This window comes from Halopseudomonas pertucinogena (assembly GCF_014646575.1).
GTDB lineage: Bacteria > Pseudomonadota > Gammaproteobacteria > Pseudomonadales > Pseudomonadaceae > Halopseudomonas > Halopseudomonas pertucinogena.
In genome coordinates this window covers 20,244-44,980 of the sequence record NZ_BMNN01000007.1, presented here as the reverse complement: position 1 = coordinate 44,980, position 24,737 = coordinate 20,244, and the positions used below count along the sequence as shown (strand labels likewise).

General features: G+C 64.3%; 19 protein-coding genes. 7 read left to right on the top strand and 12 right to left on the bottom strand.

Going from position 1 to position 24,737, the window contains the following annotated elements:
- Positions 1 to 74: 74 nt before the first annotated feature.
- Positions 75 to 3,326 carry an AAA family ATPase gene (locus IEW63_RS13115; protein ID WP_188637088.1) on the bottom strand — a complete coding sequence of 1,084 codons (3,252 nt, stop codon included), beginning with the start codon at positions 3,324 to 3,326 and terminating at the stop codon, positions 75 to 77.
- Complete coding sequence (locus IEW63_RS13110; RefSeq protein WP_188637087.1) at positions 3,326 to 4,579, bottom strand: exonuclease SbcCD subunit D C-terminal domain-containing protein; 1,254 nt, start codon at positions 4,577 to 4,579, stop codon at positions 3,326 to 3,328. The genes IEW63_RS13115 and IEW63_RS13110 overlap by 1 nt, the downstream gene beginning before the upstream one ends.
- A gap of 155 nt (positions 4,580 to 4,734) precedes the next feature.
- Here IEW63_RS13110 and IEW63_RS13105 point away from each other — a divergent pair, with 155 nt between their 5' ends.
- Entirely contained in the window at positions 4,735 to 5,406 is a 672-nt protein-coding gene (locus IEW63_RS13105) for a glutathione S-transferase (protein ID WP_188637086.1), read from the top strand.
- A gap of 13 nt (positions 5,407 to 5,419) precedes the next feature.
- Here IEW63_RS13105 and IEW63_RS13100 read toward each other — a convergent pair whose 3' ends face one another.
- Positions 5,420 to 5,857, bottom strand: a complete 438-nt coding sequence (locus IEW63_RS13100; RefSeq protein ID WP_229710517.1) for a YkgJ family cysteine cluster protein — start codon at positions 5,855 to 5,857, stop codon at positions 5,420 to 5,422.
- A gap of 152 nt (positions 5,858 to 6,009) precedes the next feature.
- On the opposite strand from IEW63_RS13100, the gene IEW63_RS13095 reads away from it, so the two are divergent.
- Entirely contained in the window at positions 6,010 to 6,603 is a 594-nt protein-coding gene (locus tag IEW63_RS13095) for an IMPACT family protein (protein ID WP_188637085.1), read from the top strand.
- A gap of 206 nt (positions 6,604 to 6,809) precedes the next feature.
- On the opposite strand, the gene IEW63_RS13090 is transcribed toward IEW63_RS13095, so the two are convergent.
- The 3 genes from IEW63_RS13090 to IEW63_RS13080 form a co-directional block, all read right to left on the bottom strand.
- Positions 6,810 to 7,730 (bottom strand): alpha/beta hydrolase family protein, encoded by a 921-nt coding sequence (locus IEW63_RS13090; protein ID WP_188637084.1) that lies wholly within the window; start codon positions 7,728 to 7,730, stop codon positions 6,810 to 6,812.
- A gap of 192 nt (positions 7,731 to 7,922) precedes the next feature.
- Positions 7,923 to 8,195 (bottom strand): hypothetical protein, encoded by a 273-nt coding sequence (locus tag IEW63_RS13085; protein ID WP_188637083.1) that lies wholly within the window; start codon positions 8,193 to 8,195, stop codon positions 7,923 to 7,925.
- A gap of 54 nt (positions 8,196 to 8,249) precedes the next feature.
- On the bottom strand, positions 8,250 to 11,030 hold the full coding sequence (locus IEW63_RS13080; RefSeq protein WP_188637082.1) for a S8 family serine peptidase: 2,781 nt from the start codon (positions 11,028 to 11,030) through the stop codon (positions 8,250 to 8,252).
- Between the two features lie 356 nt (positions 11,031 to 11,386).
- On the opposite strand from IEW63_RS13080, the gene IEW63_RS13075 reads away from it, so the two are divergent.
- Positions 11,387 to 14,380, top strand: a complete 2,994-nt coding sequence (locus IEW63_RS13075; RefSeq protein ID WP_188637081.1) for a bifunctional diguanylate cyclase/phosphodiesterase — start codon at positions 11,387 to 11,389, stop codon at positions 14,378 to 14,380.
- Between the two features lie 11 nt (positions 14,381 to 14,391).
- Here IEW63_RS13075 and hemN read toward each other — a convergent pair whose 3' ends face one another.
- The 6 genes from hemN to ftsY all read right to left on the bottom strand — a co-directional run bounded on the left by hemN (position 14,392) and on the right by ftsY (position 20,537).
- Complete coding sequence (gene hemN, locus IEW63_RS13070) at positions 14,392 to 15,780, bottom strand: oxygen-independent coproporphyrinogen III oxidase (RefSeq protein ID WP_188637080.1); 1,389 nt, start codon at positions 15,778 to 15,780, stop codon at positions 14,392 to 14,394.
- Between the two features lie 109 nt (positions 15,781 to 15,889).
- Positions 15,890 to 16,486, bottom strand: a complete 597-nt coding sequence (locus tag IEW63_RS13065; protein WP_188637079.1) for a hypothetical protein — start codon at positions 16,484 to 16,486, stop codon at positions 15,890 to 15,892.
- An 83-nt stretch (positions 16,487 to 16,569) separates the two neighbouring features.
- Positions 16,570 to 17,433, bottom strand: coding sequence for an RNA polymerase sigma factor RpoH (gene rpoH, locus IEW63_RS13060; protein ID WP_188637078.1), 864 nt, complete (start codon positions 17,431 to 17,433; stop codon positions 16,570 to 16,572).
- Positions 17,434 to 17,605: 172 nt separating this feature from the next.
- Positions 17,606 to 18,607 carry a permease-like cell division protein FtsX gene (gene ftsX / locus IEW63_RS13055; protein WP_188637077.1) on the bottom strand — a complete coding sequence of 334 codons (1,002 nt, stop codon included), beginning with the start codon at positions 18,605 to 18,607 and terminating at the stop codon, positions 17,606 to 17,608.
- A 1-nt stretch (position 18,608) separates the two neighbouring features.
- Positions 18,609 to 19,271, bottom strand: a complete 663-nt coding sequence (ftsE, locus tag IEW63_RS13050) for a cell division ATP-binding protein FtsE (RefSeq protein ID WP_188637076.1) — start codon at positions 19,269 to 19,271, stop codon at positions 18,609 to 18,611.
- A 3-nt stretch (positions 19,272 to 19,274) separates the two neighbouring features.
- Positions 19,275 to 20,537 carry a signal recognition particle-docking protein FtsY gene (ftsY, locus tag IEW63_RS13045; RefSeq protein ID WP_188637075.1) on the bottom strand — a complete coding sequence of 421 codons (1,263 nt, stop codon included), beginning with the start codon at positions 20,535 to 20,537 and terminating at the stop codon, positions 19,275 to 19,277.
- A gap of 126 nt (positions 20,538 to 20,663) precedes the next feature.
- Between ftsY and IEW63_RS13040 the strand changes: the two genes are divergently transcribed.
- The 4 genes from IEW63_RS13040 (at position 20,664) to coaD (ending at position 24,724) form a co-directional block, all read left to right on the top strand.
- Positions 20,664 to 22,028, top strand: a complete 1,365-nt coding sequence (locus IEW63_RS13040; protein ID WP_188637074.1) for a M16 family metallopeptidase — start codon at positions 20,664 to 20,666, stop codon at positions 22,026 to 22,028.
- Positions 22,028 to 23,590, top strand: coding sequence for a M16 family metallopeptidase (locus IEW63_RS13035; protein ID WP_188637073.1), 1,563 nt, complete (start codon positions 22,028 to 22,030; stop codon positions 23,588 to 23,590). The genes IEW63_RS13040 and IEW63_RS13035 overlap by 1 nt, the downstream gene beginning before the upstream one ends.
- Entirely contained in the window at positions 23,587 to 24,171 is a 585-nt protein-coding gene (gene rsmD / locus IEW63_RS13030) for a 16S rRNA (guanine(966)-N(2))-methyltransferase RsmD (protein ID WP_188637072.1), read from the top strand. Before IEW63_RS13035 ends, rsmD begins: the two co-directional genes overlap by 4 nt.
- Positions 24,172 to 24,244: 73 nt before the next feature.
- Positions 24,245 to 24,724, top strand: a complete 480-nt coding sequence (gene coaD, locus IEW63_RS13025; RefSeq protein ID WP_188637071.1) for a pantetheine-phosphate adenylyltransferase — start codon at positions 24,245 to 24,247, stop codon at positions 24,722 to 24,724.
- The last annotated feature ends 13 nt before the right edge of the window (positions 24,725 to 24,737 follow it).

The following is a 24,737-nucleotide window of genomic DNA, read 5'->3' as shown; positions in this document are numbered from 1 at the left end:
AGATACGGGACAAACTACAACAACAGGCTCCCGAGCGTCCAATAGGCCGCCCTCACCATGGCCATTGGTTGGGGCTATGTTGAAACGGCAGTGCAGCCCGGCCCGGAGAGACGGCTGCGCCCGCCGGTCACCGGCTGGACGACGATGCGCGTGGCGATCCGCTCCTTCAACGCCGGTACGTGGGAGATGATGCCGATCAGCTTGCCTTCCTGCTGCAATCCGGACAGGGTATCCAGCGCGGTATCCAGCGCTTCCTCATCCAGCGTGCCGAAGCCCTCGTCGAGAAACAGCGAGTCCACCCGCACGTTGCGACTGGACATCTGCGACAGCCCCAGCGCCAGCGCCAGGCTGACGATGAAGCTCTCGCCACCCGACAGGTTCCGGGTCGAGCGCACCTCACCGGCCTGGTAATTGTCCATCACATTGAGCTCCAGCGGCTGGGAACCGTCGCGCACCAGCAGATAGCGATCGCTCATTTTCTGCAACTGGCGGTTGGCGTGGCCGATCATCATCTCGAAGGTGAGGCCCTGGGCGAAGTTGCGGTATTTCTTGCCGTCCGCCGATCCGATCAGCGCATGCAGGGCGTCCCACCGGCGACACTCGCGTTGCTGCGCCTCGATGGCCTGCTGCTGCGCCTTGAGACGCTCACGGGCCGCCGCGTTCTCCTGCAGCCGATGGCGCAGGCTGGCACAGATATCGCGAACCTCCTCCAGCGCCTTTTCATCAGCGCTCAGCCGGGACTGCAGCTGCTCAAGGGTGTCAGCGGTCAGGCGGCGCTCACGCTCGCTGGCCAGTCGCTTCCGACATTCCCCACGGCGTACCTCCAGCTCGGTCTGGCGCTGCTCCAGGGCCCTGGCCTGCCCGGCCAGTTCGCTGCGCTCGGTGGCACTCAAGGCCGCCGCGAGATAGTGCTTTTCATCGGCAAAGCCGGCCTCGACAAGGCGCGCGTGGAATGCCGCCTGCTGCTGCAGCAGCTCGGGCTCGCAGCGGGCGATACGTTGCTGCAGCGCCTCGACCTGCACATGAGCACTGTGCCACTGCCCGTGCAGCTCGGTGTGCCGGGCCCGGGCCTGCTGCTCCGCCGCAGCGGCAGTATCAGCCAGCTTCTGCAGCTGACGTTCCTCGCTGGCGGGATCGCGTTCCCCGAACAGCGCTCTGCGCTGTGCCTGAAGCGCGGCCAGCTCCTTTTCGAGAGCAGCCAGGCCCTGCTGACGAACCCGCAGGGCAGCTTCGGCTGATTCCAGCAGCGCATCGAGCCGGCGCACCTCGCCGGCAAGCTCCGCCCTCTGCGCGTCGATCTGCAGCTTGCTGGCTGCCTGCGCCTGCCAGGCCGCCAGTCGCGCCTCGAGGCTGTCGAGCAGCGGCGCGATGCCCTGCTCGGGCAGCTCCGTGATCCCCAGCGGCAACAGGCCGGCGGCCACCTCAGCGCGGCGACGGGCAAAATCGTGGTGCATGGCCTGCAGACTGGCGTCGATCTCGGCCAGCCGGGCCTCGGCCGAGGTGAGCTGATGATTTGCGGTTCTGCCCGCCGCCTCGGTACTGGCAAACGCCGTGTGGACCTGCAGCTCGGCCTGCTCCAGTTCGCGAATACCGGCTTCCTGCTCTTCGGCCCTGGCGATCAGCCGGTCGAGAGCCTGGATCCGCTGCTCGGCAGCATCCGGTGTCGGCACGTTGCCATGGGCGAAGGGGTGTTCGGTGGCGCCGCACAGCGGACATGGCTGACCGGCGGTCAACCTGCTGCGCTGTTCCTCCAGCTCGGCGATGCGACTGAGCAGGGCAGCTTCGCGCAGCAGCCCGTCCTTCTCGGCGCGGTATTCGCGCAGCAGGCGCCCCTGCAGCAGTTCGGCGAGAGCCTCCCGCGCGTGCTGCTTGCGCTCGATCGCCTGCTCCAGCGCCTGCTTCTGACAGCGGTATTGCTCGCGCAGCGATGTCAGCGCCGCGCTCGCCTCTCGCACAGCGCTGTCGGCGGTGTTTCGCTCCTCCTGACGCCGGTCGATGTCCTGCTGCCGTTCGAGCAGCCCATGCATCTGCTCTCTGACACCGGCCAGGCCGCTGACCAGCCATTCATCCCGGGCGTGCTGTTGCAGGTAGTCCTGTATCTCTCGCAGCTGCTGTTCTGTCCGATCGAGTTTTTCCTGCTCGGTACGGCGCTGGCGGCGGAGCGCTTCGATTGCGGCGGTCTCCTTCCCGCTGGCCTGCTGCTCGGCGCTGATGCGGCGCCCCAGCTCAGCGAGCCCCTGATCCAGTGAGCGCACCTGTTGCAGGAGCGGCGCAGCGTCGCTGAGCTGTTGGCGGTGCTGGAGACAGGCCTGCTCGGCGCCCAGCAGGATGTCTTTCTGTTCCCGGGCCGCGGTTTCCAGTGCCGGCAGCGCCTGCTGCTGGGCAACCAGCGCGCCACGGTCCTGCTGCAGTTGCCTGCGGGTGGCATCGAGTGCGGCGTGGCAGCCGTCGAGCGTCGCCGCCCGAGTGGCGCGTTCGAGTCGGGCACGTTCCGGCTCGAACGCCGCAACGTCCATCTTCAGCCGTTCGGCTTCGGTATCCAGCGTCTGCAGTTCCCGAGCCAGGCTATCGAGGGTGGTCAGCCAACTGATCGCCTCGCGGGTTCCGGCCAGTCCTGCCTCCCGTTCTGCCTGTTCCGCGGTACGGGTCTGCAGTTGCTGTTCAAGCAGCTGCTCCTGCTCCGCGTCCAGCAGAACCAGCCCGGCGGTCTCGGCCTGCAGCAACTCCAGCTGCTGTTTCTCGGTCCGCTGGCGCTCATGAACGCGCACCGAAATCTCGCTGTAGATCTCGGTACCGGTGATCTGTTCGAGAATCGGCGCACGCCTGTCCGCATCGGCCTGCAGGAAGGCGGCGAAGCCGCCCTGGGCCAGCAGCATCGAGCGGGTGAAACGCTCGAAGTCCATGCCGGTGACGCTCTCCACCTGCCCGGCCACCCGGCGGATCTGCGACTCAATGATCTCGCCGGTGTCGGCGTCGGCTATCTCCTGCTTCGGTTGCTGCAGCTCGCCTTCGGGCTTTCGCCGCGCCCGGTGCTGGCTCCAATGGCAACGGTAACGGCCGGCGGCGGTTTCGAAGGTGACCTCGGCAAAGCACTCCCCGGTCTGCCGGGACATGATCTCGTTGCCGCCGGCGGTTACCCTGCCAAGTCGCGGCGTGCAGCCGTACAGCGCAAGGCAGATGGCGTCCAGGATGGTGCTCTTGCCCGCGCCGGTCGGTCCGGTAATGGCGAATATGCCATCCGCAACATAGGCCGGGTCGGTCAGGTCGATCTGCCATTCGCCGACCAGCGAATTGAGGTTACGCAAGCGGATCTGCAGGATTCTCATCAGCGCTCGCCACCCTGGGCCAGGGGATCTTCGTCATGGAGCTCGCGAAGTATCTCGCGGTAGGCGTCCATCAGTGCCGAGCGCTGCTCCTCCATCACGTCATGCTGAGTCAGGCAGCGCTCGAACACCTCGGTCACGTCCAGATCATCCAGCGTCTCCTGCTCATCCATCCGGTCCAGCACCCGGTCGATGATGCGGCTGTTCTTCACCCGCAGGATATCCATGCCGGTGCCGGCAATGGCGTTGTCCAGCCGCTCGCGCAGGTCGGTGACAATTTCCTCGCCCTGGTAGACCACCTCCAGCCAGGCCCGGGAGTCGCTGGCCTTCAGCTCGGCCAGACGCGCGGCAATGGCCTGCCAGTCACCGCTGATGCGCTCCAGTTGCTGGAATACCGGTATGTCCAGCAGTTCAACCCGGGTGCTGCGCTTGCCGTCGGCCGTGTCGAAGGTGACCTGGCACAGGCTTTTCTGCTGCCTGGCCTCGCCAAACCCCATGGGCAACGGCGAGCCGCTGTAGCGGATGATCTCGGAGCCGTTCACTTTCTGCGGAATGTGCAGATGGCCGAGGGCGACATAATCGAATATCGGCGAGAAAACCGCTCCGGTGACATGCGCCAGGCTGCCCACATACAGATCGCGGACGCCATCGTCCTTCAGCGTCTGGCCTCCGGCGGTGAACAGATGGCCGGTGGCAACGATGGGGATATCCACATTCAGCGCTTGCCGTTGGCGGCTGGCTGTGTCGGCGACGGCAGCGTAGTGGTCCCTGATGCCTTCGAGCAGTTTGCGCTCCTTGTCTGCAACGCTTTCCCCCGCCTCGACCTGGCGGATGTCGCGGTCCCGCAGATAAGGCACCGCGCAGACAATCAGCTCCGGCTCGCCCTGGGCGTCCCGCAGCACCAGCACCTCGTCGGCCGGGTCCTCGGCGCTGCTGCCGACGACATGCACATCCAGTGCGCGCAGCAATTCACGGGGCGCATTGAGAAACGAAGGAGAATCATGATTGCCGGCAACGATCACCACATGCCTGCAGGGAGAGGCGGCCACCTGGCAGAGAAAACGATAGTAGAGCTGCTGGGCCCGATTGCTCGGCGCCGTGGTATCGAAGATGTCACCGGCCACCACGAGTATCTCGGTGCCCTGCTCATTCATGGTTGCGGCGAGCCAGTCGAGGAAAGCGGCAAACTCCTCGTAACGTCGCCTGCCGTGCAGGGTGCGACCAAGATGCCAGTCTGATGTATGCAGCAGTTTCATGAAATTCCCGGGCCTTGAAGTACGGGCCGATTGTCGCATAACGGCAGCGGTGAATGCTGCCTGCGGGATATCGACGGTAGCCAGCAGATTGGATACTCTGGCGTCGCGGCGCTCAGCCCGGCCTCGACCAGACCAACAACAATAAAGGAACGCCCTTGATAACCGTCCATCACCTGAATAACTCGCGCTCGCAGCGCATCCTGTGGCTCCTTGAGGAGCTGGCCGTGCCCTACGAGATCAAGCGCTACGAGCGTGACCCACAGACCATGCTGGCGCCGGCGGCCCTGAAGCAGGTGCACCCGCTGGGCAAGTCCCCGGTGATCACCGACGGCGAGCTGACCATCGCCGAATCCGGGGCCATCATCGAGTATCTGGTCGACCGCTATGGCGATGGCCGTCTGGCACCCGCGCCGGGCACGCCGCAGCGGCTGCGCTACCGCTACTGGCTGCACTATGCCGAAGGTTCGGCGATGCCGCCGCTGTTGCTCAAGCTGGTCTTCGACCGGATCGAGAAGGCGCCCATGCCGTTCTTCTTCCGCCCCTTTGCCAGAGGCATCGCCAGCAAGGCCAGGGCCAGCTTCATCGAGCCGCAGATACGCCAGCACCTGAACTATATGAATGACGAACTGGCGGCCACCAGGTGGTTCGCCGGCGAGGAATTCAGCGCCGCGGATGTGCAGATGAGCTTCCCACTGGAGGCCGCAGCGGCGCGGGGCGGGCTGGATTCCAGATGGCCCCGCCTGCTGGATTTTCTGCAGCGCATTCATGGCCGACCGGCGTATCAGCGCGCGCTCGAGCGCGGCGGCAGATATGACATCGTCGGCTGAGGCCGGGCGTCCGTTACATGCGCCAGCGGGCGATGATGTGCTGCCCCATCCGCCGGCGCGGCACCTGCCGTCTCGGTACCGCATAACCGCACACGGTAATGCCCTTGCGCCGCATCCGCTGCCGACTGCCGGCCAGCAGCGGGTGCCAGGCGGGCAGCGGCTCGCCCCTGTGGATCCGGCGATAGGAACAGGATGCGGGGAGCCAGTCATACTGCTCGACATTGGCCGGAGTGAGCTGATGACAGCTGGGCTCCCGCCGCAGGCGGCTGGCGTAATCGCTGCAGCGGCTTTGTTCGATATCCAGCAGATCGCAGGCGACGCTGTAGACCGTGACCTCACCCTGGTCTACCTCGCGCACCAGGCAGCACTGCCCGCAACCGTCGCACAGCGCCTCCCATTCCCTGGCGTTAAGCTCGCCCAGTGAATAACGTTCCCAGAAACGCTCCCGCACATCTCCCTCCCGCCGAAAAAGGAGCGCATTAGACGACATTCGCAGCATTTAGTCAAATTTCTCGCATTTTTACGTTTTTTGTCGGCGGTTCGTGCAGCGCCCGGGGTCGCCGGAGCTGTATCCCGGCCCAGCGACCGGGTATCCTTGCGGCCATGTACAGCCTCGCCCGTCCCGTCACCAGCGTTCTGGAAATCCGCAAGAGTCGCTTCATCGGCTGCGTGGAGCCCGTTGCCGATCGCGCCGCCGCTCAGCTGCGAGTGGATGAACTGCGCGCCCAGCACCCCGGCGCCGCCCATGTCTGCTGGGCCCTGCTCGCCGGCGGGCACAGCGCGGCGGTGGACGACGGCGAGCCCTCCGGCACCGCCGGACGCCCGATGCTCGAAGTGCTGCGTCACCAGCAGCTGGATGGTGTACTGGCCACCGTGGTGCGCTACTACGGTGGCATCAAGCTCGGCGCCGGCGGACTGGTGCGAGCCTATACCGATGCGGTGGCCCAGGCCCTGGCGTCGGCAGAGAAAATCGAATATATCCCCCACCAGACAGTACGCTGTAGCCTGCCTTATGCCCATGAAGGGATTGCCCGCCAGTTGATTGCCGAGTCGGGTGGCGAACTGGGCGACGTCGAGCATTGTCAGACCGTCACCCTGACAGCGCGTCTGCCGGCCACCGCCAGCGATGCACTCCATGAACAGCTTCTGTCGGTAACGCGCGGCGAGCTGGAATGGGAAACTTTCTGTTCGGAGTAGGCTCGTGGAACGCCCCCCTGAACGCAGAATACCGAGCTCCATCTCGACGCTGCGAGCCTGCCGCAACCCGATGGCCGGGATGGAACCCGGCCCTCCAGCCCCTCTGGGAACGTCGAGTTCCATCTCGACGCTGCACGCCCACCGCAACCCAGATGGCCGGGATGGAACCCGGCCCATCTCGACGCGAAATGGGACCAGTCGCCGAGCTAGCCGGATGCCGAGCGGCAGCTGGCAGCGGTTGCCACAGGTGCGGCCTGCAGCAGCCACTCCAGAGCCTCATCCCAGAACGGTTGCGCTTCGCTGCGGAAATAGCCCATGTGGCCGATGGCCGGTTTGCCCGGTGCCGGCTCTATGTCGTAAATGGTCAGCGGGGCGTTGATGTAGCCCTTGACGAAGGCATCCCGCGATCTGGGCGGCGCCCAGGGGTCGTCGCGGGACGTGACAAAGGCACAGGGGGTCTGCACGGCGGCGTAGCGCGCGTGGACGAAGGTCATGCGCGGGTCGTCAAAGTAGTAATGGGGATAACTGCACCAGCGCTTCCAGTCCCGGTAAACACCCTTCGGCAGATCGTCGCCCATACCCAGCACACTCCAGGCCATGTAGCCCTTCCAACGCACTATCACCGGCATGAGGACATTCCAGAACAGCCGGATCTTCAGCGCCTCACCTCGGGGCATCCAGCCGGCCCAGCCGGCGCCGGAACCGAAGCTGTAGCAGGCGGTGAGCCGATCATGGTTGGGAAGCATGCCGATGGCATGGCCACCGAAGGAGTGACCTATCCAGTACAGCGGCAGATCTTCCTGACTGAGCAGATCGACTGCCGCCGGCAGATCCTTTTCCGACCAGTCCAGATAGGACATCTCGAACCCCTTGAGGCTTGCCGGGCTGGACTCACCGGTGCCCCGATAATCCACCGTGAGCACATTGAACCCACGGCGCGCAGCATACTCGGCAAAGCGTCGATAAAAACGCTGGGGCACGCCCGTCCCGCCAGCCACCAGCACATTTCCCCGCGGCGGACCAAGGGCCTGAAACCGCGTGGCACCGAGCGCGTAGCCATCCCTTGCGGTAATGGTGATTCTGCGGGAACGGACATCTGGCTCCGGCGAGCCCGGCTTGGCGGTCATGCGTAGCTCCATACTGCGTTGTTGTTAGAAACGAAGCGGTCGACAGGAATGCATTGGCACGGCACACCAATTCAAACGACCGTTTAACACGCTAACCAATCTGTCGGGCGCGGTCAAACGGCAAAAGGGAGTAACAAAGGGGAGGATCGGGTGAATCAGGATTAAGGGGGCCGCTGCCGGCCCCGGAGAGGATCAGTCCTGCATCTGTTCGCAGATTGCCCGGGCAGCAGCTGCGGCTGACCCGAAGCGCTGGTTGAGGGCTCCGTGGGCCTGGCTTATCGCTTCCCAGCGACCGTCTGCCCCTTGCATGGTAAGGCCTACCTGCAGACCCTCATGGTCATGCACGCTGATCTGCCTTTCACCGGCAGCGTTGAGCTGCACGCGACCCAGTTCACACGCCGCGGCAATACCGCTGCCAACCAGCAGCGTCAGCCCCAGAGCGGCACACAGAATTGGCTTTTTCATCTTTGAATCTCCTGGTGGACCGGCTCGCCGGAGGCGGCGAGCCGGTCGGCTTTTTCAGCGCAGATTGATTACGACCGGAATTTCCTGAATAACGGCGGTTTCGGCACCGACCACATCAAGCCGGAAGACGAAACGCTGTTCACCGGGCCCACTGCGACCGCGATTGAAGGTAACGTCGAAATGGACGGTTTCCCCACGACGGACGTCGCGGATAACCGACGGGGTGATCGACTGCACCATGCCGGCAAAGTCGCCATTGGGCGCGAGCCGGAGATCCAGCATCGCCGCAGCGGTATCCAGTGCCTCGACAACCTTGGCCACGATGTCACTGCTGGCGCTGTCGAGCTGGAATACCTGGCCGTTGGTCTGGGCAACCATTTCCGCTACGTCGGGCACGCTGTAGCCTCGCTCCAGCCCATACACGCGGATGCCCATACCATTGAGCGCGTTGACGGTTTCCGTCCAGCCCGGCCCGGGATAGCCCTCACTGTAGTAACCGCCGTCCTCATTGGTGGAGCTGTGGAAAGCCGCATCGGTAGCCAGGAACACGATCCGCAGCGAGCCTTCCCGCCAACCCGTGATGGACGCATCCAGATCCGCGGCGGGCGTGCCCGGCACGCTGCGACCGGCACCGGTGGCCAGCTGATAAAGGGCTTCAAGCTGGCTTTCCGGCGTGTCATTGCCACTCCGAAGGGTCAGACCGTTGATGGCATCGATGGTCTGCTCGCTGTCCGCGGTCAACGCCTGATCCAGCCTGAACGCATAGTCACCGGACGAACCCCAGGGGCTGATCGGCGTGTCGGCGAAGGACGCAATCCCGGTGTGCACGTCATTGCCACTGGCCCGGAAGGCGTTTACCAGGTCCACAGCCTGACGCTTGAACTGGTTGATACTGCTGCCGTAACTGCCGGAAACGTCGACCAGGAACATGATATCGACACGGTCGAACACTGCACCTTCGAGCGGCAGGGTAACCGCGAGACGCTCGGTGACGCTTTCGCCACCGCCAATGACCACAGTGACCGGGTCGGTGATCGGACGGGTACGCCCTTCCCTGGCATCCAGGGCGGCCTGTATCGCGCCTTCGACGTTGAGTCGGGCGCCCTTGCCGAGACGACTGGGATCTGCGCCCACCTCGGCAGCGCTCAACGGCTGGGTGAACACATCGCTGCCCACCACGGTACCGCCTTCGCTCAGCACCACCTCGTTGTTCTCGATGGGTAGCGCGCTCTCCCTCAGCAGGCGACGAACCTGGGCCGGGGTCAGGTTGGGCTCGATGCTGCGCATGGCAACCACTGTCGCTGCGACCAGCGGAGCGGCGAAGGAGGTGCCGCGGGCTTCGCCATCATTCCAGGCACTGCGAACCGTACCGGACGCAGCAATGTCCACCCGGCTGCCGTAGTTCGAGTAACCCTCGCGCGCCGGAGCCGCTGCATTGTCATGCGCGCCGACCGTCAACACCTGAACGCTGGGATGGGCACCGAACAGGCGCACGTCGCGCTCACCCGTGTCGGTATTGCCGTTGCCGGCAGACACTACCAGCATGGCGTTGGGATAATGTCGCGCCATGCTCGCCACCAGTCGATCATAGGCTCGACTCAGGCTGTCGAACTGGGCAGCACCGATCAGGTTGTTGGTGACCGGCGAGCCATCGCTCTGCACCGGGCCATCAACGCAGCCAGAGACACCGAAACGGGCGCAGCGATGCACACCTGCGCTCATGTTGACCACCTGAGCGCCACTGTCCAGCGCCAGCACCACGTCTGCCAGAAAGCTGTGAATGGAACGGGTGCCGCTGTTGCCCACACGGATGTTGACACCACCATGTGCACCCGCCTCCCCCATTGCACGGAGCAGGCCGGCGGCACCGCCATCGCCCAGCTCCGCGGCAATCAACCCCATCACATTGGTACCGTGGATCGAATCGCTGGAGGTCGACCGACCCCGGTCGGGAGAGAACAGTCCGATGTTACCGGAACGGCTGCTGCCGTCGGCGGCATACCCGTTGAAATCCGGCCGGGAGAAGTGCACTCCCGCCTCGAATACACCCATCGAGCGGAAGAAGGGCATGACCGCACCGCTACGCTCGGGATGCACCCTCTCGGCATAGAGCTGCGCGCCCTCTTCCACCCGGTTGGAGGCACGCTGGCCCGCCAGGCCAGGGTCCGCGCTCCAGCTGATCGCTTCCGGGTCAAGATGGATATCCATCAGAGCATCTTCGATATGCTCACGTGCCCGCAGGCGCTCCATGGCTTCTTCCAGCTGCTCGATGCTGGTGGTGGGAAGCCGCAGCTGACGGCTGCGCAGCAGGTCGATCCCGCCCACCACCTCGCCACCTTCGGCAGCGGCGGCGGCCTCGGCCACGGCATCCAGGTCCGCTCCCTCGGCAATGAATATCAGAACCAGATTGGCCGCGACCTTGCTGTCACCCTCATCCTCCAGCAGCTCATCCTCATCGGGAGCCACGATGGAGACAGAATCGCTGATGGTGAAGCGCAGCCTGTTGCTCTCGACACTTCCGGCACGGAGAAACAGCGTCTGGTCGCCGGCAAGACCGGAGGGGATGACGAAGGTGAGCTCATCTTCGTCCACACCGGCTGGAGTGATCACCTCGTCACCGAGCACCACTTCCAGGTCATCGAGGCTGACGCCTTCGCCTTGCTTCTCGAAGCGCACCCTGACGGTACTGCCCGCAGGCCCCGAGGACGGATTGATCGATGTCGTGCTCAGTGTCGCCGACGTATCGCCGCCACCGCCGCCACCCTTGTCATCGTCCCTGCTGCTGCCACCGCCACCGCCGCCCAGACAGCCGGTCAGTATGACCGCGAGCAGCACCAGCCAAAGCCCCCGCCACAATTGTCCGGGAGCGCCCCCTGAATATGCGTTATGCACCATGTTCTCCTCAAGAACGGTGCCACAGAGGGATACTGCAGTACGGCTTCCCTACCGAGGCCTGAATTTTTGCGTAATTTTGCACCGCCCGATGCTATCGACAAAAAACAGGCACTTCAAACCAGATTTGTGCTGCCTGTCATCTTTTTGACAAATAAAGTTTCCGTTCCAGAGGCAGTACCGCCGGTCAGGGACGCTGGAGCGGGCATTGCTCCGGCCGATATGACGGCAGACCTTCCGAATCGACTATATAATTTCCCATGTTTCACCCCGTCCTGAATTCGAACTGGAACCACTCGATGCGGCATAACCTGAAGTCAATTACATTCATGCTGCTCGTCACGGTCCTGGCACTGAACCTGTTCATGGTCACTCTGCTGACCTATACGCTGCATGCCTCCTACAAACGCAAGATCGCCGAGGTGCGGACCAACGTCGCCAACATCGCGCTGATGATGGAACAGAGCATTACCGGCACCGCCAGGGAGGTGGATCTGGTGCTGCAGGAGATCCAGTATTTTCTCAACAGAGAGCTGGCTGAAAGGGGCACAGTTCGGCGGAGCGAGATGGATGAGCTGATAAAGGCCAGGCAGGGTTGGGTCAGCCATGTCGCCCGTATACGCGTCAGTGACGCAACGGGCGCGGTACGCTTTGCCCCCAATGGGCCCCCGAGCCAGCTGAGCTACGCAGATGCCGAGATATTTCATCAGCTTCGTTCGGGCGCCCAGGTCGGCCTGGCGATCTCGCCGCTGATACGGTCCCCCCTGACCGGTGAGTGGATCCTGCTGTTTGCCCGCCGCTACGACAACGCCGACGGCAGCTTCGCGGGTGTGGTTGCCGCATCGGTGCGGGCCAGCCATTTCGCCAGCCTGGTCTCCGAACTGGATCTCGGCTCCAAAGGCATTGCCTTGGTGCGCGACCTCGACATGCGGCTGGTGGCCCGCCACCCGCCGCTGGACGCCCCGCCCGGTCGCACGGGGTCGGTGGGCGGCTCGGCGGAGCTTACGGCACTGCTGAACTCAGGTGAACCTTCCGGCATCTTCTTCAGCGAAGGCACCGCCGACGGCGTCCCTCGCACCAATGCCTTCCGCCGGTTATCCGAGCCTCCGGTGATGCTCGTGGCAGGGCTGGGCGAAGATGATTACCTGGCTATCTGGCGGCATGATCGTAACAAGGCGGCAGGGCTGGGATTGCTGTTCTTTCTGGTGACGACCCTGGGCAGCGTTCTGATGTGGCGGCAGATCAGGGCCAGCCACCGGGCCAACCGGCGCAGCCATCTGCTGCTGCAGCATGCCAGTGACGGCATCCACATTCTCGACAGCAGGGGCCGGTTGCTGGACGCCAGCGATGCCTTCTACCGCATGCTCGGCTACCCGGCCGGGGGGCATGCCTGCCCCTCCCTTGCCCCCTGGGATGTCATGCATCCGGGGGACCAATTCCGTGCGCTGGTCGCGTCCTGCCTGCGACACAAGCGGGTCACCACCTACGAAAGCGTGTTCCGGCACCGCGACGGTGGCGAGTTTCCCGTGGAGGTGAGCGTCGTTCCCCTTGAGATAGACGGCAAGCCCCAGCTGTTCTGCGCCGCCCGCGATATCACCACGCGCAAGAAGGTGGAGGAGGACCTGCGCATCGCCGCCCGGGCCTTCGAATCCCAGGTGGGGATGATGATCACCGATGCCGATCTGCACATCCTGCGCTGCAACGAGGCCTTCACCCGGATCACCGGTTACGCCATGGAGGATATCGTCGGCCGGCATCCGAACATCCTGCAGTCCGGTCGGCATGACGAGAAGTTCTACCGCGCCATGTGGCAGGCCATCAGGACCGACGGCTCCTGGCAGGGGGAGATCTGGAACAAGCGCAAGAACGGCGAGATATATCCGCAGCTGCTGTCCATCGGCTCGGTACGCGATGAAAAAGGCGAAACCACCCATTATGTCGCCTCGCTGTCCGATATCTCGTCGCGCAAGGCCGACGAGGAACAGATGCGCACCCTGGCCTTCTACGACTCGCTCACCAAGCTTCCCAACCGTCGGCTGTTTCTCGAGCGTCTGGATCAGGCCCACGCCGCCGCCCAGCGCCTGCAGACCTTCGGCGCCCTGCTGGTCGTGGATCTGGATGACTTCAAGACGCTCAATGACACCGAGGGGCATGCTGCCGGTGACCTGCTGCTGGCCAAGGTGGCGCAGCGGCTGGTCGACTGCGTTCCGCAGAACGAGGCGGTCGCCCGGCTCGGCGGGGATGAGTTCGTGATCCTGCTGGATAATCTCGGGCCCCACGAGGTGGAGGCGGCACGCCGTGCCGAGCAGGTGGCGAGGGGCGCAATGGCGACACTGGGCAAGCCCTACCGCCTGGGCCGGTCCGATTACCGTGGCTCCGCAGGTATCGGCATCGCGCTGTTCGGGCCCGGCAATATGCCGTCCGCCCAGGAAGTGCTGCGCAACGCGCATCTGGCTGTGTCCCAGGCCAAGAATACCGGCAGTAACAGCCTGTGCTTCTTCGATACCCGCATGCCCGCCCAGGTCAGGGAACGCAGCGATATCGAAGCGGGGCTGCGCATCGCGCTGGAGCAGGATCAGCTGGTACTGCACTATCAGCCGCAGGTGGACCGGGATGGCCACATCATCGGCGCCGAGGCGCTGATCCGCTGGTGCCACCCGCAGCAGGGCATGATCTCACCCGGCCGCTTCATTCCCCTGGCCGAGGCCAACGGCCTGATCCTGCCCATCGGCAACTGGGTGCTGGAGACCGCCTGCCAGCAATTGGCACGCTGGGCAGAGGTGCCCGCCCTCGCCCACCTCACCCTCTCGGTGAACGTCAGTGCGAATCAGCTCTCCCAGCCGGACTTCGTCGAACGGGTGCTGGAGGTGCTGCAGCGAACCGGCGCGCCGGCGCAGAAGCTGAAGCTGGAGCTGACCGAGAGCGCCCTGGTGCATGAGATCGAAGAGATCATCCGCAAGATGTCGGTGCTCAAGGAGCACGGGGTATGCTTCTCACTGGATGATTTCGGTACCGGCTACTCATCGCTCAATTACCTCAGTCGCCTGCCGCTGGATCAGCTGAAGATCGACCAGAGCTTCGTTCAGGGAATGCTGCAGGATACCAACAGCGCCGAGATTGCCCACCTGATCATGCTGCTGGCCGAGCGCATGGGGCTGGTAGTGCTGGCCGAAGGAGTGGAAACCGAGGAACAGCGTGCCGCGCTCCTTGAGCGCGGCTGCCAGCAGTTCCAGGGTTATCTGTTCGGGCGGCCGATGACCGTCGAGCAGCTGGAAGGGGAGCTGCAGGCCTGACTCCCCGGCGCTCACACGGTGCGGGAGAAGTTGCCCTTCTGCTTCGCTCCCAGATAGGCGTCGAACGCCATCGCCACGTTGCGCAGCATCAGCTTGCCCTCAGGCAGCAGCACCACCTCGTCATCATGGATGGCCACCAGCCCGTCGGCCACCGGCTCGGCCAACTGCTCCAGGGCGTCAGCGAAGTAGCTGCGGAAATCGATGCCGTACCGCTCCTCGAACCTCGCAAAATCGATCCGCTCCTGACACATCAGGTCCAGAATCACTTCCCTGCGCAGCTGATCATCCTCACTCAGGGTGTAACCGCGCATGATCGGCAGCAGGTCGGCATCAATCCGCGCGTAATACTGGGACAGCTCCTTGACGCTCTGGCTGTAGGTGTTGTGCACCTTGCCGATCGAGGAGACACCGATACCGATGAGGTCGCAGTCGGCATGGGTGGAGTAGCCCTGGAAGTTGCGCTGCAGGGTACCGTTCTCCCGGGCGATTGCCAGCTCGTCATCCGGCAGCGCAAAGTGGTCCATGCCGATGTAGACATAACCGGCGGCGGTCAGCCGGGCGATGGTAAGCTCCAGCAGCTCCAGTTTGCGCTCCGGCGGTGGCATGTCCTGGGGGCGGATGAGCTTCTGCGCGCGGACCAGCTCCGGCAGGTGAGCATAGCTGTACGCAGCGATGCGGTCCGGGCGCATCTCGATGATCTTGCTCAGCGTGGCATCGAAGCTCTCCACGGTCTGCAGCGGCAGGCCGTAGATGAGGTCCACACTGATCGAGCGGAACTGCGCCTCGCGGGCCGCCAGCACCAGGTCACGGGTCTGCTCCTCGCTCTGCAGACGGTTGACCGCCTTCTGCACCGCCTCGTCAAAGTCCTGCACGCCGAAGCTCAGCCGGTTGAAGCCCAGTGCCCGCAGCTGATGGATCTGGGCGGGGGCGACGGTACGCGGGTCGACTTCCAGCGAAAACTCGTGGTTGTCGCTTTCATCCATGTTGAAGGAAGAACGCAGGGTGTCCATCAGGTCTTCCAGCTGCTCGCTGGTCAGATAGGTCGGTGTACCGCCGCCCAGATGCAGCTGGGTCAGCTTGCGCGACCTGTCGAACAGCGCCGCCTGCATGGCGATCTCGCGTTTGAGGTATTCCAGATATTCCACCGCACGCTCGGTCTTGTGGGTGATGATCTTGTTGCAGGCGCAGTAGTAGCAGAGGCTCTTGCAGAACGGGATATGAATGTAGACCGACAGATCCTTCGGCATCTCAGCGGCATTGCTGGCCTTTGCCGCAGCGCGGTAGTCATCCATGGCAAAAGCCTGATGGAACTGAGGTGCCGTGGGGTAGGAGGTGTAGCGCGGACCCGGCCGATCATATTTTTCGATCAGTGCGCGGTCAAAGGTGATTTTCTGTGTCATGGGTGCTCGCCCTCATCATCGCCGGCCGGAACCCGGCTATTCTTGCGTGTGATTGTATGGCACCACGGGCCGGGTTGCATTGAGGCGAATCAACGCAGGGCGCACCTGGTCACTCCTGGCGCAGACCGAACATCACCGAATGGGCTTCGCCCTCGCTCACGGATACCACGACTCCCTGGCGGCCATATATCCAGGCTTCGCCCCCTTCTACCGGCATGTGCCAGTCCGCCACGCCGAATGTCGCAATCACCTTCTGCGCGCTGAGCGGCTCCTCGGGCATTACGCTCAATCGCTCCACCGGATACTGCGCCAGCGCGGCTGCAACCGCCGGCGACACCGCCTGGTCAGCCATGTCCGGCTGCCAGGCCTGCGCTTCCACCAGACTGTTGGTGCGCTCCTCGTCCAGGCCGATCACCGCCTGCAACCGCCAGCGCTGGCCATCGGAGTCCAGCGGGTGGCGGCTGACCAGCCGCGGCTCGCCGTCGGCGCTGATCATCCACAGGCTTCCCTTGCCCAGCGTGCGCTCCACATCAGCCAGGGTCAGCAGCCGTTCCCGCAGGGGCGCCCAGAGCGTTGCCTCGTAAGCAGCCTTCCAGGCCAGCGGCTGGCCCGCTTCCTGCTCGGCGCGCCAGCGGTCCAGCGCCAGCAGCGTGAGCAGCACCACCGCGACCAGTGTGCCGATCCGTAAACCCATGCGTGCGTTCATGCAGCTCCCCTTTCCCTGCGATGCGAAACGATAAAAGCAAAAGGGCATCCGAATGGATGCCCCTTGATCTGCGCCGGAGAATATCAGGCTGCGTCGTCGATATTGATCTGCTTCTTCAACTTGTTCATGGCGTTCTTTTCCAGCTGGCGAATGCGCTCCGCCGAGACCTGGTACTTCGCCGCCAGCTCATGCAGGGTCGCCTTCTCCTCGGCCAGCCAGCGCTGGTAGAGAATGTCGCGGCTGCGCTCGTCCAGCTGCGCCAGCCCTTCCTGCAGTTGCTGGGTCGAGCTGTCGGCCCAGTCGGCGTTTTCCATCTGCACGGCCGGATCGTACCGCTTGTCTTCCAGATAGTGCACCGGCGCATAGGTCGCGTCGTCATCGTCGTCGCTGGCGCCGTCAAAGCCCAGGTCCTGGCCATACAGGCGGCTTTCCATCTCGCGCACTTCCCGCGCCGCCACGCCCAGGTCGGCCGCCACCGCATCGACCTCGTCCTGGTTCAGCCAGGCCAGCTTCTTCTTGGCGCTGCGCAGGTTGAAGAACAGCTTGCGCTGGGCCTTGGTAGTAGCCACCTTGACGATGCGCCAGTTGCGCAGGATGAACTCGTGAATCTCGGCGCGGATCCAGTGCACGGCAAAGGACACCAGGCGCACGCCCATTTCGGGGTTGAAGCGCTTCACCGCCTTCATCAGGCCGACGTTGCCTTCCTGCACCAGATCGGCCTGGGCCAGGCCGTAGCCGGCATAGCTGCGAGCGATGTGCACGACAAAACGCAGGTGCGACATGACCAGCTGCCGGGCTGCGTCAAGATCCTGGTGATAGTACAAACGGTCAGCCAGCTCGCGCTCTTCCTCGACACTGAGTATCGGGATGCTGCTTACGGTCTGAACATAGGCCTCCAGGTTGGCACCTGGCGACAGATTATGTACGGGCTGCAAAGCAGTGCTCATGTTTGGACTCCAAATGGTTGAAAGACCCCTTTTGCGTCCGGTCGGGACGTGGCTCAAGCAGGCCGGGCCTGCGAGCCGGACACCCGATTGTAGCATTCAGAGATCTGACATGGAATGCTGGGCAAAGTTCATATGTACGAATAAATACAGTTATTAATCAATGCCTTACATGTTACTGCGGCTCGATTTCGCGAATATGACGGCCGACCGCGAGCCAGGCGCCGGCAAGCCCCAGCAGCATGCCGCCAGCCACCAGCATCACGCCGTCCGACACTGGCATGCCGGCCAGGGCAAAGTCACTCTGATACAGCGCGGCGACCTGCTCGACGGTAAGGTTGAGCCAGTACAGTCCGGCCAGCACCAGCAGCCAGGCGAGTACACCGGCCAGGGCACCATAATAGAGTCCAAGATAGAGGAACGGCCTGCGTACGAAGGCATCGGTGCCGCCAACCAGCTTGACCACCAGAATCTCTTCCCGGCGGCTTTCGATTGCCAGTCGGATGGTGTTGGCCATGACCAGCAGCAGGGCAATGATCAGCAGTGTCGCCAATCCTGCCGTGAACCGCTCGAGCATCTTCAGGATCGCCGTCAGCCGCTCGACCCACAACAGGTCTATCTGCACCTCGTCGACACCCGGCAACCGCGCCAGCTGATCCCGCAGGGGCTGCAGCGCCGCCGCACCGCCCTCGATGCTGTGCGGCGTTACCAGAATGAGGTTGGGCAGCGGGTTGTAGGCAAGCTGCTGGAGCGCATCGCCCAGACCCGAGTGCTGCTGGAATTCGACCAGCGCCAGCTCCCGGTCCAGCAGCTCCGTGGCAGCCACGTCCGGCCGCGCCTCGATCTGCTGCTGCAGCTCGGCCGCACCCGCGGCATCCACCTCGTCTTCAAGATAGACCGAGAGCTGGGCTGCCCGTTGCCAGTCCACCCCGAGCTGCTCGACCTGGTCGATGAGCACCGCCAGCCCCATCGGCAAGGCCAGCACTATGCTCATCACCAGCACTATCATCAAGGTGCTGAACGGGGCATGCGCCATTCGCCGCAAAGCCAGCCGGGCGCTGTCGCGATGGCTGTTGGCCCAGCTGCGCAGCGGGTGGCGCCAGTTGCGCTGTGAGCGGGCAGCACCGCTGGCCTTCGCCGGCCGCTTGTCAGTCGTCTTGCCTGGGTTGGTAGCCATTTCAGGCTCCATCCGCCAGCAGTCGGCCTTCGTGCAGAGTCAGCATCCGATGATCCAGTCTGGCAATCAGTGGCAGGTCGTGGCTGGCAATGATCACGGTCACCCCGACCCGGTTGAAATCCTCGAACAGCCCCATGATCTCGGCGGACAGAGCCGGGTCCAGGTTGCCGGTGGGCTCGTCGGCCAGCAGCAGGGCCGGCTTGTGCACCACCGCCCGGGCAATGCCGACCCGCTGCTGCTCACCACCGGACAGGGCGATCGGGTACATGCTTTCCTTCTTCAGCAGACCGACCTTGTCCAGCGCGGCACGCACCCGGCGGCCGATCTCGTCCCGCGGGGTGCCGTTGATGATCAATGGCAGCGCCACATTGTCGAACACGGTGCGATCGAACAGCAGCTGGTGATTCTGGAATACCACGCCTACCTGGCGGCGCAGGTAGGGAATGTCATGGCTGCGCAGGTCGCGCAGGTTCTGGCCACCGACATGCACATGGCCGGAACTGGGCCGCTCCATGCACATGATCAGCTTCAGCAGGGTGCTCTTGCCGGCACCGGAATGGCCTGTGATGAAGACCATCTCCCCGGTGCGGATATGAAAACTCAGGCTGTCCAGTCCCTGGTGGCCGTTGGGGTATCGCTTGCTGACCTGGTCGAAGCGGATCATCGGCTACTCGCGTCCGAACAGCGCCTTGACGAACTCCGGCGCCGTGAACGGCCGCAGGTCATCGATCTGCTCACCCACGCCGATGAAGCGGATCGGCAGGCCGAACTGCTTGGCCAGCGCGAAGATCACCCCGCCCTTGGCGGTGCCGTCCAGCTTGGTCAGCACCAGTCCGGACAGGCCCACTGCCTGGTCGAACAGCTTGGTCTGGCTGATGGCGTTCTGGCCGGTGCCGGCATCCAGCACCAGCAGCACCTCGTGGGGCGCTTCGGGGTCGAGCTTGGCCATGACCCGCTTGACCTTCTTCAGCTCGTCCATGAGGTTGTCCTTGTTGTGCAGACGACCGGCGGTATCGGCAATCAGCACGTCAGCGCCGCGGGCCTGAGCGGCCTGCAGCGCATCGAAGACCACCGAAGCGGAATCGGCACCGGTGTGCTGGGCAATTACCGGAATATTGTTGCGCTCGCCCCATACCTGCAGCTGCTCGACCGCTGCGGCACGGAAGGTGTCTCCGGCCGCCAGCATCACCTGTTTGCCCTCGCCCTGCAGGCGTTTGGCGAGCTTGCCGATGGTGGTGGTCTTGCCGACACCGTTCACGCCCACCACCAGGATCACGTAGGGCTTCTTGCCGGCGTCGACCTGCATGGGCCTGGCGACATCGGCCAGCAGGCGTTCAAGTTCATTCTGCAGCGCCCGGTACAAGGCATTGCGGTTGGACAGCTCGCGGCGCCGCACCCGCTGCTGCAGCGACTCCATGATCAGGGTCGTCGCCTCGATGCCGACATCGGCCATCAACAGACGGGTCTCCATCTCTTCCAGCAGCTCGTCGTCGATTTCCTTCTCGCCGAGGAACAGGTTGGCCATGCCCTCACCGAGGTTGGCGCTGGTCTTGGACAGCCCGGCGCGCATCCGCGCGAAGAATCCCCTGGGCTCTTCCTGCGGTTGCGGCGGCTCGGGAGCCGTTTGCTCGCTGAGCCCGCCGAACAGCTGCTCGGCAGCCTGGCGGGCGGCCAGGTCATGACTGGGTTGCTGAGCGGCCGGCTGGCTGGGTGCTGCGCTCTCCACCGATGCAGCGGCCTCGGCGGCGGATGCCTGAGGAATCGATGCCTGCTCGGGTACGGGCACGTCTGAAGGTGCAGGGGTTTCGCTGGCCGGCTCATCGGCCTTGCGGCGCATCCAGCCGAACAGGCCCTTCTTGCCACCGCGGGCATCATCGCCGCGGTCGGGGCCCTGCTGGGGATGCTCTGGCTTGTCTTTGGAACCAAACATGAACGATCACTATCTGAGTCTGGCGCCGACCGGGATGGAGACCCTTGGCCTGCGCGTTGGAGGTTGGGTTATCCTACCCCACTTCCGCCATCGGCGGTATGACCCATGCAAGCCACAGGATTGAACATGCATACGGCGCGGCGCTCCCTTGTATACACGGTTTTCCTGCTGCTGCTCGGCCTGGCCGGCAGCACCTCGGCCAGCGACACGCGGCAACCCACCCACGAGTTCACCCTGGATAACGGTCTCAAGGTCATAGTGCGCGAGGATCATCGCGCCCCGGTGGTGGTCTCCCAACTGTGGTACCGCGTCGGCAGCAGTTACGAGCCGCCCGGGCGGACCGGCCTGTCCCACGCGCTGGAGCACATGATGTTCAAGGGCAGCGAGCGGCTGGCCCCGGGCCAGGCATCACGCCTGCTGAGCAGCCTCGGCGCTCAGGAAAACGCCTTTACCTCCCGCGATTACACCGCCTATTACCAGATCCTCAGCCGCGATCAGCTGGCCATTGCGCTGGAACTGGAAGCCGAGCGCATGCATAACCTGACACTGCCCGAGGACGAGTTCCTGCGGGAGATGGAAGTGATCAAGGAGGAGCGCCGGCTGCGGGTGGATGACAACCCCAACAGCCTGGCCTACGAGCGCTTCCTGTCCCAGGCCTACATGGCCAGCCCCTACGCCCAGCCGGTAATCGGCTGGATGCACGACCTGGACCGACTCACTGTCGAGGACATGCGCAACTGGTACGACCTCTATTATCAGCCAAGCAATGCGGTGCTGGTGATCGTCGGCGACGTCCAGCTGGAGGAAGTGCGCAGTCTTGTCGACCGCTACTTCGCTCCCCTGAGCAACAGGCCGGTTCCGGAGCAGCGCGCCCCGCTGGAACTGCCCGGCGGCGCCGAGCGCAGTCTGACCCTGCGCCTGCCGGTGCAGATGCCGAGCCTGCTGCTGGGCTTCAACGTGCCGAGTCTGACCACCGCCGAGCAGGCCGCGGACGTGCACGCCCTGCGCCTGCTGGCCGCGGTTCTCGACGGCGGTTACAGCGCGCGCCTGGCCACCCATCTGGAGCGTGGCGAGTCCGTGGCCACCTCGGCGTCGGCCCATTACGACGGCTTCGCCCGGGGCGACAGCCTGTTCCTGCTCAGCGGCATTCCCAACCAGTCCCGGGACATCTCCCTGGAACAGCTGGAGCAAGCCCTGTGGCAGCAGATCGAGCAACTGCAGCAGACGCCGCCCAGTCCCGAAGAGCTGAACCGGGTACAGGCGCAGATGACCGCGCAGCTGGTCTATGCCCAGGACAGCATCAGCCATCAGGCCAACCGGATCGGCATGCTCGAGAGCATCGGCCTGCCCTGGACCCTGCTGGATGAAGATATCGACGCCCTGCAGAACATCACCCCGGAACAGATCAGTGATGTGGCCCGGCGCTATCTCGTACCGGAACGGCTGACCCGTGCCGAAGTTCTGCCCGCCGTAACCGAGGAGGCGCTCTGATGGCTGCCCATTCCGCAAGGCGCTGGACCGCCGCGCTGCTTACCCTTGCCGTATTCGCCGTGTTCGTCTGGCTGCTCTACGAGCCGGCGCCGCAGGCGCCGATACCGGCTCCCGCCGAACACAGCCAGCCGGCGGCCGCTACCGAGGCTGTCAGCAGCGAGGTAGCCGGCAGCGAACCACCGGACGCCGTGGAGGAGCTGCTCCCGGAACTGGAATCCCTGCAGAGCGTCGACCTGGACCAGCCGCCGGCGCGACGCAACCTGGACCTGCAGCACTGGGTGACCGAACAGGGTGCCCGGGTCTATTTCATGGCCGCCGATGAGCTGCCGATGCTGGATGTGCAGGTGCTGTTTGCGGCGGGGGCCAGCCGGGACGGGGAACAGCCCGGCCTGGCGATGATGACCAACGCCATGCTCAACGAGGGCACCGGAAACAAGGATACCGGAGCCATCGCGGCTGCCTTCGAACAGCTGGGTGCCGAATTCTCCAACAGCTCGCACCGGGATATGGCGCTGGTCGGGCTGCGCAGCCTCACCGCTGCAGACAAGCTGGACCCGGCTCTGGCCCTGTTCTCCAGCGTCGTCTCCCGCCCCAGTTTCCCGGACGAGGCCTTCGAGCGGTTGCGCAACCAGCTGCTGGCCAGCCTGCGGCTGCGATTGCAGCGTCCGGCCTCGCTGGCCAGTGAGGCCTTCTGGGCCGATCTCTATCCGGACCATCCCTATGGCAGCCTGCCGGAGGGCACCGCCGAGAGCCTGGGCCAGCTGCAGATCGACGACCTGCGCCGGTTCCACCAGCAATACTACAGCGCGGGCAATGCGGTGATCGCCATGGTCGGCGCGATCGACCGGGACAGGGCCGAGCGTATCGCCCAGCGCCTGGCCGATGCCCTGCCCGCAGGGCCGGCGGCGGAGGTGATTCCGGAGCCGGCGCCGATCGCCAGCAGCCACCGGCATATCGACTTCGATGGCCAGCAGACCCACGTGCTGGTCGGCCAGCATGGCATCAGTCGCCATGATCCTGACTACGCCGCGCTCTATGTCGGCAACCAGATTCTCGGTGGCTCCGGCTTCGGCTCACGGCTCATGGAAGAGATCCGTGAGACCCGTGGACTGTCCTACTCGGTCAGCAGCAGGTTGATCCCGATGCAGGCCACCGGCCCGGTGATGGTGAGCATGCAGACCCGTGCCGATCAGGTGGATCTGGCCCTGTCGGTCATCCACGAAAGCCTGGACAGATTCATCAGCGAAGGCCCGACCGAAGCGGAACTGATCCGCACCAAGCGCCAGATCAACGGTGAGTTCCCGCTGAGCACCGCCAATAACGCAGCGATTGTGGCCCAGCTGGGCGCCATCGGCTTCTATGGCCTGCCGCTGAACCATCTGCAGCTGTTCCTTGATCAGGTGCAGGCGCTTACCACTGAAGATATCCAGCAGGCGTTCGCCCGGCATTTCGACCCGCAGCAGCGTCTGGTCATTACCGTCGGCCCGGCCCGGGCGATACCCGAGCAGCCGGCAGTCGAGCCCGCCGACACCCTCGACGAACCCGCGGAGCTCAACCCATGAGACAGCAGAAGACCAGAACCAGCCAGCTGCGCATCATCGCCGGCGAATGGCGCAGCCGCCGTTTCAGTTTCGTCGAACAGCCGGGGCTGCGGCCGACCCCTGACCGGGTGCGCGAAACCCTGTTCAATTGGCTGAGCGGGCACATCGAGGGCGCCCGCTGCCTGGACCTGTTCACCGGCAGCGGTGCGCTGACCCTGGAAGCACTGTCCCGCGGCGCCAGCCATGTGTTGAGCTGTGACCTGAGTCGCGAGGTGGTATCCACCCTGCGCGGCCACCTGCAGACCCTGCAGTGCGACCGTGCCGAGGTCCGCCAGCAGGACGCCCTGGCGCTGCTTGCCGGCCCGCCGCCCGCCCCCTTCGACATCGTCTTCATTGATCCGCCCTTTCATCAGGACCTGCTCATCCCGGCCTGCACCACACTGGAATCCAATGGCTGGCTGACCGTCGATGCGCTGATATACACCGAAAGCGAAACGCCGCCGGCACAGCTGGCGTTCCCCTCGGCCTGGCAGCTGCACCGGGAAAAAAGAGCCGGCCAGGTATGGTACTGCCTGTGGCAGCGGCAGGCGTCCGGAGGATGATTTTGGGTTTTGCCGCAGCAGGACCATTAAGCTACCATGCGCCCTCTGGTACCCTCAGGCAGGAAAGCGCCAAATGAATACTGTTCTCTACCCCGGCACCTTCGATCCCATCACCATGGGGCACATGGATCTGGTAGGCCGTGCCTCCCGGCTGTTCGATCGCGTAGTGGTTGCCGTGGCCGCCAGCCCGAAGAAGAATCCGGCCTTTTCGCTGGAACAGCGCGTGGAGCTGGCGCAGGAAGTGCTCAGCCAGTACGACAATGTCGAGGTGGTGGGCTTTTCCACCCTGCTCGCGCATTTCAGCCGCGAGGTGGGTGCCAACGTGCTGCTGCGTGGCCTGCGTGCGGTGTCCGACTTCGAATACGAGTTCCAGCTGGCCAACATGAATCGCCAGCTCGCCCCCGAGGTGGAAAGTCTGTTCCTGACCCCTTCGGAGAAGTATTCTTATATCTCTTCCACCCTGGTACGCGAGATTGCTTCGCTGGGTGGTGATGTCAGCAAATTTGTTCATCCGGTAGTGCACGAGGCCCTGCTCAAGCGCTACAACGGTTGAACCTCTCCCGGAG

What these genes read in the sequence shown, in the direction of transcription:
- IEW63_RS13115 (WP_188637088.1), bottom strand. Translation starts at nt 3,326, where the DNA reads ATGAGAATCCTGCAGATCCGCTTGCGTAACCTCAATTCGCTGGTCGGC.
- IEW63_RS13110 (WP_188637087.1), bottom strand. Translation starts at nt 4,579, where the DNA reads ATGAAACTGCTGCATACATCAGACTGGCATCTTGGTCGCACCCTGCAC.
- IEW63_RS13095 (WP_188637085.1), top strand. Translation starts at nt 6,010, where the DNA reads ATGTACAGCCTCGCCCGTCCCGTCACCAGCGTTCTGGAAATCCGCAAG.
- IEW63_RS13090 (WP_188637084.1), bottom strand. Translation starts at nt 7,730, where the DNA reads ATGACCGCCAAGCCGGGCTCGCCGGAGCCAGATGTCCGTTCCCGCAGA.
- IEW63_RS13085 (WP_188637083.1), bottom strand. Translation starts at nt 8,195, where the DNA reads ATGAAAAAGCCAATTCTGTGTGCCGCTCTGGGGCTGACGCTGCTGGTT.
- IEW63_RS13075 (WP_188637081.1), top strand. Translation starts at nt 11,387, where the DNA reads ATGCGGCATAACCTGAAGTCAATTACATTCATGCTGCTCGTCACGGTC.
- hemN (WP_188637080.1), bottom strand. Translation starts at nt 15,780, where the DNA reads ATGACACAGAAAATCACCTTTGACCGCGCACTGATCGAAAAATATGAT.
- IEW63_RS13065 (WP_188637079.1), bottom strand. Translation starts at nt 16,486, where the DNA reads ATGAACGCACGCATGGGTTTACGGATCGGCACACTGGTCGCGGTGGTG.
- rpoH (WP_188637078.1), bottom strand. Translation starts at nt 17,433, where the DNA reads ATGAGCACTGCTTTGCAGCCCGTACATAATCTGTCGCCAGGTGCCAAC.
- ftsX (WP_188637077.1), bottom strand. Translation starts at nt 18,607, where the DNA reads ATGGCTACCAACCCAGGCAAGACGACTGACAAGCGGCCGGCGAAGGCC.
- ftsE (WP_188637076.1), bottom strand. Translation starts at nt 19,271, where the DNA reads ATGATCCGCTTCGACCAGGTCAGCAAGCGATACCCCAACGGCCACCAG.
- ftsY (WP_188637075.1), bottom strand. Translation starts at nt 20,537, where the DNA reads ATGTTTGGTTCCAAAGACAAGCCAGAGCATCCCCAGCAGGGCCCCGAC.
- IEW63_RS13040 (WP_188637074.1), top strand. Translation starts at nt 20,664, where the DNA reads ATGCATACGGCGCGGCGCTCCCTTGTATACACGGTTTTCCTGCTGCTG.
- IEW63_RS13035 (WP_188637073.1), top strand. Translation starts at nt 22,028, where the DNA reads ATGGCTGCCCATTCCGCAAGGCGCTGGACCGCCGCGCTGCTTACCCTT.
- rsmD (WP_188637072.1), top strand. Translation starts at nt 23,587, where the DNA reads ATGAGACAGCAGAAGACCAGAACCAGCCAGCTGCGCATCATCGCCGGC.
- coaD (WP_188637071.1), top strand. Translation starts at nt 24,245, where the DNA reads ATGAATACTGTTCTCTACCCCGGCACCTTCGATCCCATCACCATGGGG.